At 58.4% G+C, this 16,799-nt stretch carries 14 protein-coding genes; 10 read left to right on the top strand and 4 right to left on the bottom strand.

Translation table 11 applies throughout. The features are described from left to right. Positions 1-176 precede the first annotated feature (176 nt). From J2129_RS03710 to J2129_RS03675, 8 genes are read left to right on the top strand one after another with little or no spacing between them, the layout of a single operon-like run. A complete protein-coding gene (locus tag J2129_RS03710) occupies positions 177-2,801 on the top strand; it encodes a hypothetical protein (RefSeq protein ID WP_209629571.1) in 2,625 nt (874 codons plus the stop codon). After that, positions 2,798-4,510, top strand: coding sequence for a hypothetical protein (locus J2129_RS03705; protein ID WP_209629570.1), 1,713 nt, complete (start codon positions 2,798-2,800; stop codon positions 4,508-4,510). Before J2129_RS03710 ends, J2129_RS03705 begins: the two co-directional genes overlap by 4 nt. Further along, entirely contained in the window at positions 4,507-6,051 is a 1,545-nt protein-coding gene (locus J2129_RS03700; protein WP_209629568.1) for a type II/IV secretion system ATPase subunit, read from the top strand. Before J2129_RS03705 ends, J2129_RS03700 begins: the two co-directional genes overlap by 4 nt. Continuing rightward, positions 6,048-7,853, top strand: coding sequence for a type II secretion system F family protein (locus tag J2129_RS03695; RefSeq protein WP_209629566.1), 1,806 nt, complete (start codon positions 6,048-6,050; stop codon positions 7,851-7,853). Before J2129_RS03700 ends, J2129_RS03695 begins: the two co-directional genes overlap by 4 nt. A gap of 12 nt (positions 7,854-7,865) precedes the next feature. Beyond that, complete coding sequence (locus J2129_RS03690) at positions 7,866-8,285, top strand: type IV pilin N-terminal domain-containing protein (RefSeq protein WP_209629564.1); 420 nt, start codon at positions 7,866-7,868, stop codon at positions 8,283-8,285. Beyond that, on the top strand, positions 8,286-9,170 hold the full coding sequence (locus tag J2129_RS03685) for a hypothetical protein (RefSeq protein ID WP_209629562.1): 885 nt from the start codon (positions 8,286-8,288) through the stop codon (positions 9,168-9,170). It abuts the gene before it with no gap. Next, positions 9,167-9,730 carry a type IV pilin N-terminal domain-containing protein gene (locus J2129_RS03680; RefSeq protein WP_209629560.1) on the top strand — a complete coding sequence of 188 codons (564 nt, stop codon included), beginning with the start codon at positions 9,167-9,169 and terminating at the stop codon, positions 9,728-9,730. Before J2129_RS03685 ends, J2129_RS03680 begins: the two co-directional genes overlap by 4 nt. Further along, complete coding sequence (locus tag J2129_RS03675; RefSeq protein ID WP_209629558.1) at positions 9,731-10,258, top strand: type IV pilin N-terminal domain-containing protein; 528 nt, start codon at positions 9,731-9,733, stop codon at positions 10,256-10,258. 293 nt (positions 10,259-10,551) lie between these two features. Here J2129_RS03675 and J2129_RS03670 read toward each other — a convergent pair whose 3' ends face one another. Then, positions 10,552-11,469, bottom strand: coding sequence for a hypothetical protein (locus J2129_RS03670; RefSeq protein ID WP_209629556.1), 918 nt, complete (start codon positions 11,467-11,469; stop codon positions 10,552-10,554). A gap of 1,428 nt (positions 11,470-12,897) precedes the next feature. Between J2129_RS03670 and J2129_RS03665 the strand changes: the two genes are divergently transcribed. Next, positions 12,898-13,308 (top strand): YqhA family protein, encoded by a 411-nt coding sequence (locus J2129_RS03665; protein ID WP_348632284.1) that lies wholly within the window; start codon positions 12,898-12,900, stop codon positions 13,306-13,308. A 378-nt stretch (positions 13,309-13,686) separates the two neighbouring features. Here J2129_RS03665 and J2129_RS03660 read toward each other — a convergent pair whose 3' ends face one another. The 3 genes from J2129_RS03660 to J2129_RS03650 all read right to left on the bottom strand — a co-directional run bounded on the left by J2129_RS03660 (position 13,687) and on the right by J2129_RS03650 (position 15,463). After that, entirely contained in the window at positions 13,687-14,079 is a 393-nt protein-coding gene (locus tag J2129_RS03660; RefSeq protein ID WP_209629554.1) for a hypothetical protein, read from the bottom strand. Between the two features lie 121 nt (positions 14,080-14,200). Further along, positions 14,201-14,764: a helix-turn-helix domain-containing protein gene (locus J2129_RS03655; protein ID WP_209629552.1), complete on the bottom strand. Its 564-nt coding sequence runs from the start codon at positions 14,762-14,764 to the stop codon at positions 14,201-14,203. Positions 14,765-15,139: 375 nt separating this feature from the next. Further along, positions 15,140-15,463, bottom strand: coding sequence for a transcriptional regulator (locus tag J2129_RS03650; protein WP_209629550.1), 324 nt, complete (start codon positions 15,461-15,463; stop codon positions 15,140-15,142). A gap of 151 nt (positions 15,464-15,614) precedes the next feature. Here J2129_RS03650 and nifS point away from each other — a divergent pair, with 151 nt between their 5' ends. Further along, complete coding sequence (nifS, locus tag J2129_RS03645) at positions 15,615-16,796, top strand: cysteine desulfurase NifS (protein WP_209629548.1); 1,182 nt, start codon at positions 15,615-15,617, stop codon at positions 16,794-16,796. Positions 16,797-16,799 lie beyond the last annotated feature (3 nt).

Genomic DNA, 16,799 nt, shown 5'->3' with positions numbered 1-16,799 from the left:
CCCTATAAGATCACCCCTTAATCAACCTTCCTGAAACCCCCAATGTGGCGTTATTTCAATGCGTTGGCGGCATGCAGGGTTGCATCGCGAAGTTGCATTGCATCCAAGATAAATAGAACTAAAACAAAATATTTTGAAAATCTCAGAGGATACCAGGATCCTGGAGTGTCAAGAATATGAACAACCACCTGCATGTAGTAGTATTATGTATATTCCTCATCGCCGCCAGCGCCCTTGTCCCGGCGATCTCGGCGCGCATTGCCACCCCTGAAGGTCCGAACGCCGGGATCGAAAACGGCGACACCGTCTTTCTCGGCGAGAGGGCTGTCGATTTTTCGGCATTTGCAAACCCCACGACGGGTGAGCTGAGACAGATGGTACGGATAGAGGACGGAGAACCCACCGACCCCATCCAGATCACAGACAACATCGCGACCTCCATCCCGCGCGGGATCAAGGTCAATGCCAGGTATTACCCCCTCTATGCAAAGGACGGAAACTTCACCGAGCCAGACACCGGACGGTTCTGCTGGGTCCAGGACGTCGGGGCGTACCTTGGCGACCTCAAGGTCAGGGTCTATGACACCGACGTCCCGCCCTCGCCAGTTATCGTACGGCCCAAGACGATCCCCTACACCATGGGCGTCCAGTTCTTCCTCCCAGACAACACCCTCCCGGTCAACGAGTTCAATGGCCCGTGGTACGAATACGAACTTGAAGGCAATGTCAGGACCAGCGAGGTGGTGAACCTCGACGGCGAACTTCTTTCCCTTGAAGCCCTCTCAGAAAATCCAGCATGGGAAGACCGCCGATATGCCTTCACCTTCGCCGATCAGGACGCCGTGGACCGCGACTGCGAGGTCACGATGATCTTTCGGATGACCCTCAATGGCATTGACTACGAACGCCCCTATACCTTCATCGTCGAGGACCACTCGCTCCAGCTCGAACTCGATGAGACCCAGACCGAGCGCGGGAAAGAACTCGCGCTCACCCTGCATGGGATGCCCTTCACGCACTACGAGGTCTCACTGCCAGATGGAGAAGACTTCCCCATCTTTACAGGAGGCGGATGGGACCGCAAAATCTCTGACTCCACCGTGATCGCCCACCCAGAGTGGGACGGCACCGTCGACCTCCGCATTAAGATCCCACGCACGGCTCCTATCACTGAATACTCTGTGCAGGCACGAGACCCCGACACCACCGAGTACCCGGTCTCGGTCAACTTTGCAGTGACCGCACCGTCGAGCTCGACACAAGACCTGATCTTTGATGAACCACAGTTTGGCGAGTATTCCTACGCCCTTGGGGACGTCATAAAACTCCAGGGCTCCTGCAAAAACATCGACACCAAGATCCCGATCTATCTCTATGTCACCGGCCCAAACCTCCCTCCAAATGGTGCCGCACTCACCGACCCGCAGCGTGAAGTCGTGGACGGTGACCCGTCCACCTTCACCTCCACAATCTACGACCCCTTCCTGAATCTCTGGATGTACGACTGGTGGACCCACTCCTATGCGGCGGCCGGATGCGAGGGGGAGACCTACACCGTCCATGTCAACTTCGTGCCCATCGGGTACATCAACAGTGCTCCAGACAGCGAAGGGAGTGGCCGCATGGGCGAAGCCCCCCCTGCATGGGAGATCCCGCTGAACGAGCCGACCCTCCATGCTAGGTTCCATGAATACACTGGTTTGGCCTTTGCCCAGGGAGACCACCTCTACTCATGGTGGCATGCCCGCGGCAGTCCTGGTCTCAAGGGCGCGATATTCCGCCAGGGCCACCTCAAGTGGTACATCTTTGGGGACAATTTCAAGTACGCCGACTTTGACGCCAAGTTCCCGATCTATCCAGACAAATCTTCATCGTCATCAGGCTCGTCCACGCCCTCGACAGGAGGAGGGAGCAATGGTGTCCCCACCGGCGTGTACGGCTTCAACTATGCACGCGGCTTCACCTACGACCTCACACCTGGAGAATATTATATCGTCTACCAGCACCCAGGGCGCGACAACCAGTTCGACCTCATCCCTGAGAACGACCTCTACTTCAGGGGGCGGATGAGCGAGATCGTCGACACGACCAACGCCCTCCCCTCGGTTCCGGTCGGATCGCTGGAAGCCAGGGCCGCCGCAAAGGCGCTGACCGAAGCGCTGGACTCTCCGAAGATCGACGACCTCTATGTCATGGACACCTTCACCATCGAGGAACCCTCGATCATGATCGCTCCGCCAGGCGAGGTCGTCGTCGGGGACAGACTGGAGGTGAAGGGAACGACCAACCTTGCCTGCCAGGACAAAGCCGCCGACAAGGTCGAGGTCGGGGATAAACTCGCACTCACCATCAGCCGTCTCGACCTGGACCATGGGCACAAAGGCAACACCGCCATGAAGACCGAGACCGTCTACACCTACCCCTCCTCCAAACTCGACCGCTCAACCGGAATGCGGCCCTTCACCTTCGACGAGGTGGAGACCAGCTCCTGGTATCCAGGGCAGTACCTCATCACCATCGAGTGCAAGGACGCCAGGTACAAAAAGACTCTCTCCTTTGAACTTCTCGGCGAGGGTGCACAGCGCGACAGCACCGTGAGCAGACCGGCGCACGACCCGGCCCTTTCTGAGGACCAGGCGTACCCGGCTGCCACCCAGACTTCCTCATGGGAGGACGAGGAGTGGCCGACCCCCTACCAGACCACGGTCCCGGCGACCACTCCCACGCAGTCTGCCGGTCCCCTGCCGGTCGCGGCCTGTGCCCTCGTGCTCGCCGCCCTCATACCCCTCAGGAGGCGATGACCATCGACCTCAACCTCGACGAGTCGTTCTTCAATGCCGTGATCATCGCCCTTGTCATCGGGATCGTGGTCATCGGCGTCCTGGCTGGTCTGAAGATCACCGGGATCTTCGACCCTCTTGCAGGTCCAGGGACGGAGACCGGCAATGGCACTGGTCCCTTGCCTGGCATGGACCCCCAACCGACCGGACCGGTCGCCGGTCAGATGAATTATGCCTGGGATTATCACGGTTGGGATATGACGCTTGACCTGTACATCGAGAACTCCACCTATCAGGCATTCACACACCGCCCGCACCCCAGCATCACCGGCACCGACCCGGAGACCCTCATGGGGACGGCCAGGTATGTCGTGACCGACGGCGATGATGGCGTAATCGATACGATCGCCGATCTCTTCCTGGATAAAAGCCGGGAACGAGGATGGGGGGACTACGAGACCGTCTCCAATGTGCTCGCCTTTGTCGAGAACATAACCTATTCCACCGACCAGAAGAGCCTGAGGTACCCGGTCGAGACCCTGGTCGAGGGGAAAGGCGACAGCACCGACCACGCCGTCCTTGCTGCGGCGGTCCTTCATGAGATGGGCTATGCCGTCTCGCTTCTCTCGTACCCCCCGACCTATGACCGGCGCACTCTCATCCCAGGCGCCACCGCTCTCGGCATCGTCTGCGACGACTCGGTGCCAGGCCGGCGGTATGGAGTGGACGCAACCGCCCAGGTCGGCACGTTCGTCTACCACCCGTCCGACGGCAGAGTTACCGTCGGCTCGCTCCCCGCCGCATGCCCACGAGAGGGCGGTTGGTACGCCGGCGACGCCGTCTGGAGTGCAGGCGAGAATTTCACCGGCAGTCTTGGCCAGGCCAGGTATTACCCGGCGAACAAGACCTTTGTCACCGCCCAGACCCCTGACGCCGCCGCCGAGTTCAGGGAGAAGAGCGGCGAGGAGGTCACCTATGTCATCGAGGACGCCGTCTGGACCGTCCCGCTCACCGTCTGTGCCGCATGGACGGTGGAGATCGAGGAGGTCGGGACACCCCGCGGCGCCTACGACGGCATGGTCCCGGTCTTCATCGGCGGCGACGGACTCTGGTACGGTCGGAGCCTGACACGCGACGCCGGGATCACGGACGACCTCACTGCAGCCAAGAGGATGCCCCTTGGTGAAGACCTCCCCTTCACCACCGACGAAGGTCTGACCGACCTCCTCCGCATCCCGACCCCTGATCGTGCGGGCGCTGCGCCTGCCGACGGGTGGCCTGGTCGCGCCGAGGACTATTACTCCAGCCGCTGGGTGCCCTCAGGAGTCGCCTGGACCCATGACGGAGACTGGACACTCTTCGACCACGCCCTGACCGTCTGCGAGGACGCCGCCCTCTACGACCCCTGGGGCAGGGCTCACCTCACCAGCCCTACGGCCTGGCGGATCTCATACACAATCATTGAGATGGACGAGGAGGCTCAGAAGAAGATGACGCCATACAGCGACGTCCGCTTCGCGGTGTACCGTATCGACGAAGAGCACGGCACGGCCGAACTCGAACAGACCTTCGGGTGGCAGAGCCGGTGGGGCGGTGAGAACGAGGATCACGAGGAGATCTTCGGGCCGGGCACCTACGACATCGCCGTCTTTGTCAGGAACTGCAACGTCGAGGTCGAGATCGAGTATCACCAGAAGGCCGAGAGAGAACCCTACGGAGGCTGGATATGAACTTCAACCTCTCTGCACTCCTCGGGAAGATACGGCCGACCGAACCTTCAGGGAATGGGGACACCCCCCGGGCCGCCCCACGCCCCCTCGACCTCCCTCCGGCGAACGGCGACGACGACCTCCTCCTCCTCGACCGCTACTGGCTCGTCCCGCCCTTCTCCTATGCGAGCATCGTCAGGGCTGATCCCGTCACCCTCCGCTACGAGATCACCGAGCCGAAGGTGACCGAGAAAGAACTCGTCGTCCTTGAAGAGACCTTCGAGCACCTCAGAACCGCACTCGTCTATGACAGTCCGCGGAAACGGGGCGAGATGGACCTCGACCCCGACCTCGCACGGAAGGTGATCTGCTCCTTCGATCCCGAGATCGCCGACGAGCGCGTGGAGGTGCTGTATTACTACCTCCGCCGCAACTTCCTCGGCTACGGGAAACTCGACCCCCTCATGCACGACGAGCAGATCGAGGACATCACCTGCAACGGCGCCGGGGTGCCGCTCTTCCTGTATCACCGGCGCTACGCAAGCATCGAGACCGACTGCATCTTCGACGACACCGAGTTGAACAAGTTCGTGCTCAAACTTGCCCAGAAGGCCGACAAACAACTCTCACTCACGACCCCGCTCGTCGACGCCGCCCTCCCCGAGGGTTCACGTGCGCAGATCACCTACTCTGACATCATCTCCTCGAAAGGGAGTTCGTTCACCATCAGGAAGTTCAAGGCCGACCCCATGACCCCGGTGGACCTCATCGAGAACCAGACCTACGACGCCGACCTGATGGCCCACATCTGGCTTGCGGTCGAGAACAAGAAGAGCATGATCATCGCCGGCGGGACCGCAAGCGGCAAGACTTCGACGATGAACGCCGCCTCCTTCTTCATCCCGGCGGTGGCAAAGATCGTCTCCATCGAGGACACCCGCGAGATCCAGCTCCCGCATGCCAACTGGCTCCCGATGCGGACACGCGAGAGCGCCAATGTCAGCGGCACAGGGGACGTGGGGATGTTTCGCCTCCTCAAGGCGGCGCTGCGACAGCGGCCAGAGTTCATCATCGTCGGCGAAGTGCGAGGCGAGGAGGCGCAGACCCTCTTCCAGGCAATGAACACCGGGCACACCACCTACTCCACCCTCCATGCCGGCAGCGTCAAAGAAGCGATCAACCGTCTCACCCACGATCCCATCAGTGTCCCGATCGCGATGTTCGGGGCGCTCGACCTCATCCTCATCCAGAGCCTGCTGTACCAGGGGGGCCGCGGGTTCAGGCGGTGCCTCTCCCTCAACGAAGTGGCGGTCGAGGGCGACGAGATCAGGTGGGTCCCCCTCTTCACCTGGGACCACCGGCAGGACCGGTTCGTGCGGGTCTATGAGGAGTCGAAGGTCTTTGGCGACATCGCCTACCGCCACGGCTGGAACCAGGCCGACCTCGACGAGGCGCTCGCTCTCCGCCGGGCGGCCCTGGAGAAGATGTCTGCAGACGGCGTACGTGATCTGGCCGGGATCGGGCGGCGGGTGCAGGAGACGATGGCGCAGGGCCAGACATGAACGGCACACCCTTCTCCAGGCCCTCGCCATCGAGGGGTGACGAACTCGCCCGCTCTCTCAGGGCGGCGCACATCCCCATCCCGGCCGGGAAATATTCCAAACTCAGCCTGGTGGTGACCCTGCTGGCAGGGTTCGTCTACCTCTGCGGCGTCTTCCTCCTGGCCCTGTACGGGATCGAGATCAACCTCGTCCCGGCCTTCCCGTACGGCCTCACCGTCTTCCTCGGCTTCTTCGTCCTGGTCGGCGGGGTCTACTGTGCGACCTCCTCGTACCCCGCGCTCCTCGCACGCGGCCGGAAGGCGCAGATCGACCTCGACCTTCCCTACGCCATCACCTACATGCAGGCGCTCTCCTCGACGGTCACGCTCTACGATATCTTCAGGCACGTCTACGAGGCCGGCGACCTCTACGGCGAGGTCTCGAAAGAGTGCGGGCTCATCGTGCGGGACGTCGAACTCTTCGGGCTCGACCTCCTCTCTGCAATGCGCAATGTCCAGGAGGTCACGCCCTCCGAGAACTTCAAAGAACTCCTCAACGACCTGGCGCTCGTCTACCGGAGCGGCGGGAACCTCACCAACTTCTTCGACTCAAAGTCTGAGACCTACCGCGAACTTGCACGCCAGGAACTCGACGCACTCCTCCAGATCCTGGAAATGATCGCCGAGATCTATGTGACCGCATTTGTCGCAGGACCGATCGCGATCATCATCATGCTGGTCGCCCAGAACCTCTCGGGTCAGAGCCAGCTCGAGGGCGTGATGCCGCTGATGTACATCGGGCTGCCCCTCGGGGCGATGGCGATGATCTTCATCCTGTACATCCTCCTCCCCTCAGACAACCTCGAAGTCGCCCACCGCGAGATCAGGGAGGCCGAGTTCAGTGCCGAGATCCTGGACCGCACCGAGACCGAAGAACCGGACGAGAAGTTCCTCAAACACCTGGAGTCCAGGAAACGCTGGCTGCGCCTGATGGAGATCTTCCGTCATCCCTTCAAATTTTTCATCTCCGACTACCAGGTCGGGGCGGTGATCGGGGCCGGGCTTGCGCTCATCGTCACGCTCCAGTACCACACCGGGGCGTTCAGCGCCGTCTTCCCGGCCTACACTGCAGAGGCCTACATCTGCGTCGTGATCATTGCGGCGATCTTCCCGGTGATGCTCGCCTACGAGGCCCGCCGCAGGTATGCGATGAAGGTCGAGTCGCAACTCCCCGAGTTCCTCCGCGAGATCGCAGATATGCGTGACGTCGGGATGACCCTGCAGGGTGCGATCTTCATGATCGCCCGGAGCAAGATGGGCATCCTCTCCTCTGAGGTGCGGGTCGTCTCAGAGGAACTCAGATGGGGGTCGAGTCTCTCCAGCGCACTCGTGCGGATGGAGGAGCGGATCGGGTTGGTCTCGGTGAAGCGGGCGATCTCGCTCCTGGTCAAGGCGAGCGAGGTGACCGACTATATCAGAGAGATCCTCACCATTGCGATCAGCGACCTCGAACATTACCTGAAGATGAAGACCAAACGGCTGAATGTCTCGTTTGTCTACCTGGCCGTCATCTACCTCTCCTTCGGGATCTATCTCTACTCGGCCTACCAGATGAACGTCGCCTTTGTCTCCAGTTTCGAGGCCTACGACGTCACCTTCGACCTCACCTCGAATATCAGCGATATGTTCCATATCGCGATCATCCTCGGGTTCTTCTCAGGGATCATGGCCGGGCAGCTCTCCTCGAACAATGTGCTTGCAGGGCTGAAGCACGCGAGTGTCTTTCTGGCGGCGTCGGTGGTCGTTTTCATCTTTATCCTGTGAGGCTACGGAAAAATGAACAGCAATACAATTTATGAAGAAGCGGTCTCCTCGGTCGTCGGCGAGATGGTGTTGATGGCCCTGGTGATCATCCTGGTCGCTCTCTTTGCCACCTCGGCCTTTCATCTCCTGCCAGGCGACCGCGAGGTCGCAATCGATGTGTTGGTAAACCCCACCTCCGACTCGGTCACCTTCTACCACAAGGGCGGGGACTGGGTGGAGAGAGACGACCTGCGGGTGATGGTCATCCCCAAAGACCGAACAGAGAGGCCGAAAACATTTGGGCATGGCGAACCTGATGGCGATTTTGTGCTCTCCCCAGACACTGAGGCATTCGACCTTGGCAGCAGCCTCACGGTCACAACACCTCTCAATGGCGGAGAGATCGTGCGCCTTGCGACAACGCGCAATGTCATCTATTCAGAGGTGATCTGAATGTCTGAGCAGGAGGAGGGCGTCTCCTCGGTCGTCGGACTGATGCTGGTCCTTGCGATCGTCGCGACGGTCCTTGCGATCTACTCGGCGACCTATCTGCCGGGACTCAAGCAGCAGTCTGAGATCGTGCACACTCATGAGGTGCAGGACGCCTTCTCAAAGTTCGGGGGCGACATCGAGCATGCGGTCTCGCAGAAGTCGCGGTGTCACCTGAGCGAGTCCTTCTCCCTTGGCGGGGGGGATGTCCTCCTCAGCCCTGGAAAATCGAGCGGAACGCTCTCGGTCAGGCCGGAAGAGCGGGACCTCGTCGAGGTCTCTGTCGATGGAAAACGATACAACGCGACCCTTGTCAGCATCACCTACGCACCATCCTTCTCCACCTGGGAACTGCAGGGCTACACCTGGCAGTATGGCTACGTCAATGTGACCAAGGGGGAGAGGGAGACCCCGCTTCATGAGTATACGATGGCTGAGGTGAGACAGGAGATGAAAGCCTACCCGTTTGCACAATCGTTCGTCGAGATCAGGGACACGACTCCTCCGGGCTCAAGCATCTGCACTGATCTCCAGGTGACGCTCGTGAAGATGCGCCCTGGAGAGAGGGACTCGGTCACCGGGAATGGGATGGCACATCTCACCCTGAACGCCTCGGTTTCGAGTGTTCCCACTACAGGAGTGCGGAGCCTCACCTTCGATGTCCCCACCGACATCGCCCTCCCAGAGTTTGCGGAGGCGGTGGACACGAAGATCGGGGAGGAGTGCGCTGCCCTGGAAGAGAGATATCCGACGAATATTGTGTATGACCCTACAGGGCATATGCTTGAATTCAATCCAGAGGTGAACGTGACGGTGCAGACCGTGGGTATCGAGGTGAACGCCCGATGAGAGACGACTCTGCGGTCTCGCCGGTGGTCGGGACGATGATCCTCCTGACGGTGGTGGTCGTCCTTGCCGCCCTTCTCGCCGCCTTTGCCAGTGGGGTTGCCGAGGAGCAGAAGCCTGCACCCTCAGCCGAGATCGCGGTGTACCCGGCGGGTCGCGGCGGGGCGTTTGCCCTTCTCTTCGAGCACCGGGGCGGGGATGCGGTGAAGACCGAGGACATAAAGATCAAGACCTGGGTCCATCTCCCTGACGGCAGGATGAAGGAGGCGACCCATGCCTCACTCTCTGACACGGTGGCATACGCAGGCGAAGATCTCCGCCTCCCCTGTTCATGGAGCAGAAATGGGTCAGACCCATACCGTGAGAACTTCGGGGACGCGGTCTGGCTCCCGGGCACGGTCGCCACCACCGGGAACCTGGAGACGACCGGGGACTTCCTCGGTCTTGAGAGCGGCGACCTGAAAAGATGTATCGAGAAGGAGGCGGTGCTGGAGGTCAAGATCTTCCACCTGCCAAGTGGGACGCTGGTGCAGACGAGCACGATACTCATGAAGGAGGGATGAATGATGAGAAGAGTAGATGAAGACGCAGTCTCAGAGGTGATCGGCGTCATGCTGATGATCTCGGTCACGCTGATCATCGTGGCCCTGGTGGCGGTCTACGCCACCGGTGCAGCGAGCGGGGACGAGCAGCCGGTCAGGGCAAGCCTGATCGCGTCAGAGGTGATGCATGATGAGAACACTGATGAGTATATGGTCGTCTTCGAGCACGTGGCCGGTGACCCGCTCCATCTCAAGCAGGTGCAGGTGAGCCTTGGGGTGCGGGACGACGCCATGCCGCATCTCGTCGTCAATAATGACAAAAAATCGTACCTCCAGAGTTTTTCCAATCCTGGTGAAAATTCCATGGTGCACCTCGGCGACCGGTTTGTCCTGTACGCCGACGAATGGGATGCCGACAGCCTCTCCTGGAATGGTGAAGGAGGAGGAAAGTTCACGGTCGAGTCAGGTCACTTTCTCACCTATCGGTTCATCGACCGGCACACCGGCGCACCGATCTCGTCAGGGGAGATCATGGTCCCCCATCTATAGGTGAGGCAGAGGGCGGTGACCCTTGCATATGGAGATCTGTGAGGGATTGACTGTCGGGCGATCAAAGAGAGAGGGCTCATCGAATCTCCTGCGCCTCCTTATCATGACGAGATACGAGAGGTCGAGGACGGTAATCCCTCTTCAGGGAGTTAGAATATGCCTTCACGGCTCAATCTTCTTCCCGGGGGTCAGGGGGTGAAACCCCCGGTGCGCTTGCGTCGGGGGGAAGAGGCAAGACATTCTACAGAGTGGGTATTTCGATCGGCACCCTTCTCCCGGTTGCTCTCAAGAGTTCAGGCATTTGCCCAGAGCGTCACGGTTCCATTTTTTTCAGAGGTTTCACCACTGTTCAAGACTGTGCCGTCTTTCTCTATGCTGACAGAGAGTTTCTCATCGTCATTGCCGGATTTATGAACGCTCAAACGGATCGGTCCGCTTACATCGCCCTGATAATAGGTCTCATCATCTCCAAACCCCTCGATGGAGGTGTAGGTTTCATTCGCGACATACCAACCCTTCCAGATTTCCTCAGAGGAGACCGAGATCTTTACCCCGCTCCTGAAGATGAGGTCTGGCTCCACGGCGTACGAGACCGACACCGCGCCGTTCGGTTCGGAGGTATGGTTCCCGGCAAGTTCTCTGAAATGTGCGTCATAGATGCCGATGGTCAGCGAATTATTTGATGCATCAAGTTTCCGTGCGCCCATATGGATAGACAGGTCACTTGAATTATAGGGGAAAAAACCCCACTCGGTCCCGTTCACCAGCCGCATCCCCTCGTCTGCAGGGATCTCCGCCTCCCACGGCCCATCGTACCATACATTCAAGAGATATTCTTTCGGACCGTCGGTATGTGCCTTCAGTTCATACCGCCCTGTCGAAAGATTGCAGGTGAACCCGACCATCCCGTTTGGCACCGAGGTGTTCCCTTCCACGAGCAATGTATCTCCGCGAGAGAGGGACACCACCATTCGGTCTGGAGAACGACTGGTTTTATAGAATTTACATGCAACTTCGCCGGGCTCTGTTCCGAGCGGGATGGTTGTCGGGCCCTCCCCGGAGAGGGCGACTTCGTCTCCGTCGTCGAGGACGTAGGACCCGTTCCACGCCCCCTCGGTCGCGACGCTGATCTCGGCAGGTTCAGAGAGACACCCCGCGGTAAAAAGCACCGTTATAAGAAGCAATGTCAGTGAGAATACTCTGAGTCTCATTGATTTTTGCACGGGGGGCACAATAGATAATTCTATGTATATTTTATCTGGAATACACTGTCAGAATCCCTGAAGCCGATCAAGAGCATACCTCTTGAGTCGAGGTGCCGCCCCCCGCCTATCCCCATCATAGAGAGAATGAGTGGGATTCTACACTTATTCTGCTCTGGAGAACCACTCGCCGATTCCTGATGTGACCATGACTTGCCTGTCATTCTCCATCTTCGGGCCGAGGGGCTGGCCGCGACACGAACCACCCGCGCCAAGATAGGTTGTGGCCAGCAATCCCTCTTCAAGGGGGTCCGGGGGTCAGAGAACTCTGCCCCCGGCGAGATTCATGAGGGAAGGCGGGAGAATCACGCCTGCACCCATAAATAGTGAGGATTTCTACAAGGCCACAAGACCTGATTTTCGCCGACGACCAGAATGAGGCGAGCGATCAGAAGCAGTTCAGATAGAGTGATGAGGAATTGCCATGAAAATGATCCTGGAGATCAGTTCTGCAGAAACCCTTGCCAATTCTTTGTATACACAGACATTATCACCTCCCTCTTCTTTGCGCCGGGGTGTGGCCCCCGGACCCCCAGGAGATGGAAGGTGGATGGCAGAAGAGACGACCATGAGAGGTGTATCACCGTCCTCGACTATATCGTGTGGCGTTGGGGTTTGGGAGTGACGATTCAAGGGTGTTCCTATGTAATGTCTTGCCCTGGAGAGAGCACAGATCAGTGCACACCCCAAAAGGCCCACGATTTTTTTCCCTATACCTGAGCCGCAGGGTTCATGCCGAATTACCATGAAAATGATCCTGACGATCCTCTCTTCAGGTTTGTATGAGAGTTTGAACTCGCCATATCCCGTTGAAGCCAATACGCAGAGGATAGAAAATTCCTATGATGAATCGGCCGCCCCCAATCGTCGAGATTTCCTTGCCATCTCGCGCCCGGGGGAAACCCCCCGGACCCCCCACGACGAAGATAGCCGAGGGGCGGCATGATGCTCGACTTTGATTCGCTCCTCGTTCGTAAGGATGAGAGTCATGAATTGATCAAATTTGATATGAAATTTTCATCCCGTATGCTTGAAGCGGGCGCTCGCCTCATGCCGTATTCTACAGAGCCAGATAAAATAGTCCCGGCGAGTCGTCTCTGACCGTCATCAGTATATGCCATGAATGGCAGGAACACTCCCCTATGAGTACGATCCAGATCCTTGATGCCAGGGGTGTGAGTTCTCCAGAGGCACTCTTCAAAAACTTCATGTGCCGATCTGGATGCACTGTCTGAGAACAATGGATCCCGCGCCTCCATCTCCACGAGTCAGAGAGCAAAATACTCAGGGCCGACTTGAACAGATCCTTGAGAGAGGGGTCTGGAGTTCGCGTCTTATCGTGATACTCGCAGTTTTTTCGGGATATTGAGTGCGTTCGTGCTTTTTATCGTCGGTTCGATCGAGATCGTCACAACTCTGTGGCACAGTCTCTCGATCACTGACATGACCATGAGGCACGATGAGATCCTCGTCGGGATCATCGGGGCCGTCGATTTTTATCTCATAGGTATTGTGCTGTTGATCTTCAGTTTCGGAGTCTACGAACTCTTCATCTCAAAGATCATTGTTGCACGCAATGAAGGAGAGTTCAATAACATCCTTGAGATTTACAGCCTCGAAGATCTCAAGACCAGGATCACCGAAGTCGTCATCGTGGTGCTGATCATCAGTTTCTTCCAGAGGATGATCACGATGGTACTCAAGACCTCGCAAGATATGCTCTTCATGGCCATCTCGATCCTGGCGGTCTCGCTGTGTGTCTTCTTCATGTACAAGCACAGGACATAGGAGGGATGGAGGTGGGGCATCCTTCATTTGGCTCTGTAGAACTCCTCTTGATGACTCTCTGTGGTGGGAGGCAGGCCATCGAAGGCGTTCAGCATTCTCAAACTCCCTCCTGTCACCCCCTGACCCCTCGGAAATCGAAGATATTCTCGTGCTCGCTCCGCTCCACCCTACGTAAAGATGGGCGGAAGACATGATAGACAGGTGCCTGACAGGAGAATGAGGAAGGCTCAGCTGTCCTCTCACACCAGGAGAACTCCTCTCAAAAAAAGAGCCGAGAGTTGCCGATTGAGGGGATCCCTCCTTGCTCTCTCTATATCCCATAGACCCGCAAAGAGAGATCTTCATAACCCTGGGCCATGTCTGATTCTACAAAGTCGCTCAATCTTTTTCTTCCATCAAGTCATGACCTGACTTAAAAGCATTTTTCGAGGCGTCATACTTCTTTGTGGATGTATTGATGAAGGTGTTAAAGTAGGATTTATTCTCAATTTTGCGAAATTCTTTCTCCCATTTCGTCCTCTGAGTCTCGGGGATATGATCCATTGCAGCACGTTGATGATAGCAGATATACCCCTGATACCATTGGCTTAATTTCTTGGTCTCCCGAATAATCGATCTGAGTTCAGATGGATCGGCTCTGTTCAATCTTTTCTTTTCGGTTAATTCAGACAGTGTGGTCTTGAATTTATCATGCCCATACTCCAATGCCATCAGGTGATACATTATCCACTTTGTTTGATCATGGGAGTCAGGTATCTCTGAGTCATCCATTGAACAGGTTTTGGATCAGACTCATGTTTGATGTTATGGTCTTTGCCCTGGAGAGATCCTCTCGATGGTCTCTTTGGTGGAGTGTTCGCCGCCCCGGCGGCGAGAGACCTGTACTACACACTTATTCAGGCCGTACAACCGCGATCGCCCCATAGTCGCCGTCGTCAAAGACCGCCGGGACGGTCCAGACAAAGTACCTGCTGCGCGCTCCTTCAAGCAGGTGCCAGGCACAGTTGCCGCCCCGTGTTCCCCTGACCACATCCTTGAGATCCCCAGAACCTGCCAGGAGGTGGAGGAACACACAGGAAGTCTCCGAGATCTGCATGCCGGCGACCGAGGTTTCCTCAAGACTGAAGAGAGTGCAGAAGAGGGCATTGGCATGCCTGACCCTGAGGTCCGACCCGATCGAGACGGCGGCGTCGGGGAGGAAGGGGAAGATCGCCGAGACAGGGAGGCGCAGGGTGAGGCGGTAGACCCTGGCCGACCCAACGACCTGCATCTCGACCCTGCCGGCGACGACGAGCATGTTCAGGTACTTCGCGACCGAGTTGCGGTTGAGACCGATCTTCCTGGAGATGTCAGAGATCGAAAGTCCATAGGTCTCCTCCTCCAGAAGGTTCAGTATCCGGGTCCTTCCGTCCTCGCACTCAAGCGGTGCCGGGCGTTGTTCCCTGTCCTCCATCATATCCAAATTATTTTCGTTATGCTCACATAAATGGATTAACTTTTCCGGGAGAAGGAAAATCCCTTATAGGGGCCTTATCTGCATGCGACCCTGCTGATGGCGCCAGGGACGCGAGGGCCAGGAGTATGTAGGGACGGTGATTCAGTGAGGGCTCCACCAGTTCTCCAGTCTTGAAAAAAGAGCACGCGACGAGAAATTATTATCCAGAATGCGTGAGGCGTGCTTTCTCCTCATGCAGAATTTCAAAATCATTCTCTCTGGCGGGAGGGGTGCCGCCTCCCCGGCATCCGCGTCTATGACAGGGGGAAAGGGAAAGAGGGAGAGACATGTTCGTGCGTGGGAAAGGTGACGGTCTCTCCAGAGCCGTCAACCATTTCACTCGACGGCAAACTCAGGGCAACAGGGCTCGTCCACCTCGCGCATCTGCATACAGATCTGGCAGATCCGCCTGGAGAGATCGTCGACCCGCCCCTCGTGGAGGTCCTGTGCAAGCCGGTGGATCGAATCCTTCACCTCTCCTTCAAAGACGATCTTGTAGCCCCGCTTCTTGGAAAGGTACTGGGAGACCGCGGAGGGAGCGACCTCCATCATCTGCGCGACCTCCTGCTGCGAGGCCCCGCATCTGATCAGTTCTTCGGCGAGCGCCGCCCTGATGGCCGGGAGGACATTCCAGACGATCACCTGGCATGGCAACTTCATGGCATCACAACATTGAAATGGCCTGAACGTGACGTTAAGAATATATTCACAATTGTGAATTCGCCCCAGTGACACAAATACCTTTGTCTGCAGGAGCACATGCACATGAGCATGCCCCACAAGGCATGCAGGTGCAGGAGAGAGGTACAGAATGGTTTCAGAGACACCCATCTATATGGACCACGCAGCGACGACCGCCACCCATCCCGACGTCGTCACCGCGATGCTCCCCTATTTCACAGAACAGTTCGGCAACCCCTCGTCGCTCTACGAGATCGCGGCCAGGTCGAAAGAGGCGGTGGCCCATGCCCGCGAGCAGGTCGCCGCCGCCCTCGGCGCCTCGCCCAGGGAGATCTTCTTCACCTCAGGCGGGACCGAGTCCGACAACTGGGCGCTGAAAGGGGTCGCATTTGCCCACCAGAAGAAAGGCACCCACATCATCACGACCGCCATCGAACACCACGCTATCCTCCACACCTGCGAATGGCTTGAGAAACACGGTTTCTCGGTCACCTATCTCCCGGTCGACCGGTATGGCATGGTCGACCCTGCCGCCGTCGAGGAGGCGATCACTGACCAGACCATCCTCATCTCGGTGATGATGGCCAACAACGAGGTCGGGACGGTCCAGCCCATCGCCGAGATCGGCGCCATCGCCCACAAGCACGGCGTCCTCTTCCACACCGACGCCGTCCAGGCCGTCGGGCAGGTGGCGATCGACGTCGAGGCGATGCAGATCGACCTCCTCTCCCTCTCTGGCCACAAGTTCGCCGGCCCCAAAGGGACCGGGGCGCTCTATGTCAGGAAGGGAGTACGGCTCGACCCCCTCATCCATGGCGGGGCGCAGGAGCGCAGCCGGCGGGCCGGGACCGAGAACGTCCCAGGGATCGTCGGTCTGGGCGTGGCAATCGAGCGGGCGACACGAGACCTCCCTGGACGCACCACGCGGATCGCCGGGATGCGGGACCGCCTGGTCCACGCACTCCTGACAATCCCGCACACCAGACTCAACGGCCACCCGACCAGGCGCCTGCCAAACAATGTCAATGTGGCCTTCGAGTATATCGAGGGCGAATCGATCCTCCTCATGCTCAATGCCCACGGGATCTCCGCCTCCACCGGGAGCGCCTGTTCCTCGACGTCTCTCGAACCTTCGCATGTCCTCCTTGCCTGCGGGGTCCCGGTCGAGCAGGCGCATGGATCGTTGCGGCTCACGCTTGGAGAAGAGACGACCGAGGAAGAGATCGAGACGGTGCTGGAGACCATCCCCGGCATCGTCCAGAGACTGCGGGACATGTCCCCGCTGACTCCCCCTGAACTGAGGACACGGTGAGAT

The organism is Methanofollis sp. W23, from assembly GCF_017875325.1.
Taxonomy (GTDB): domain Archaea; phylum Halobacteriota; class Methanomicrobia; order Methanomicrobiales; family Methanofollaceae; genus Methanofollis.
This window is presented reverse-complemented; position numbering and strand designations above follow the sequence as displayed.

Bases quoted from the DNA above. Each gene is read 5' to 3' on its own strand.
- J2129_RS03710 (WP_209629571.1), top strand. From the start codon at position 177: ATGAACAACCACCTGCATGTAGTAGTATTATGTATATTCCTCATCGCC.
- J2129_RS03705 (WP_209629570.1), top strand. From the start codon at position 2,798: ATGACCATCGACCTCAACCTCGACGAGTCGTTCTTCAATGCCGTGATC.
- J2129_RS03700 (WP_209629568.1), top strand. From the start codon at position 4,507: ATGAACTTCAACCTCTCTGCACTCCTCGGGAAGATACGGCCGACCGAA.
- J2129_RS03695 (WP_209629566.1), top strand. From the start codon at position 6,048: ATGAACGGCACACCCTTCTCCAGGCCCTCGCCATCGAGGGGTGACGAA.
- J2129_RS03690 (WP_209629564.1), top strand. From the start codon at position 7,866: ATGAACAGCAATACAATTTATGAAGAAGCGGTCTCCTCGGTCGTCGGC.
- J2129_RS03685 (WP_209629562.1), top strand. From the start codon at position 8,286: ATGTCTGAGCAGGAGGAGGGCGTCTCCTCGGTCGTCGGACTGATGCTG.
- J2129_RS03680 (WP_209629560.1), top strand. From the start codon at position 9,167: ATGAGAGACGACTCTGCGGTCTCGCCGGTGGTCGGGACGATGATCCTC.
- J2129_RS03675 (WP_209629558.1), top strand. From the start codon at position 9,731: ATGATGAGAAGAGTAGATGAAGACGCAGTCTCAGAGGTGATCGGCGTC.
- J2129_RS03670 (WP_209629556.1), bottom strand. From the start codon at position 11,469: ATGAGACTCAGAGTATTCTCACTGACATTGCTTCTTATAACGGTGCTT.
- J2129_RS03660 (WP_209629554.1), bottom strand. From the start codon at position 14,079: ATGGATGACTCAGAGATACCTGACTCCCATGATCAAACAAAGTGGATA.
- J2129_RS03655 (WP_209629552.1), bottom strand. From the start codon at position 14,764: ATGATGGAGGACAGGGAACAACGCCCGGCACCGCTTGAGTGCGAGGAC.
- J2129_RS03650 (WP_209629550.1), bottom strand. From the start codon at position 15,463: ATGAAGTTGCCATGCCAGGTGATCGTCTGGAATGTCCTCCCGGCCATC.
- nifS (WP_209629548.1), top strand. From the start codon at position 15,615: ATGGTTTCAGAGACACCCATCTATATGGACCACGCAGCGACGACCGCC.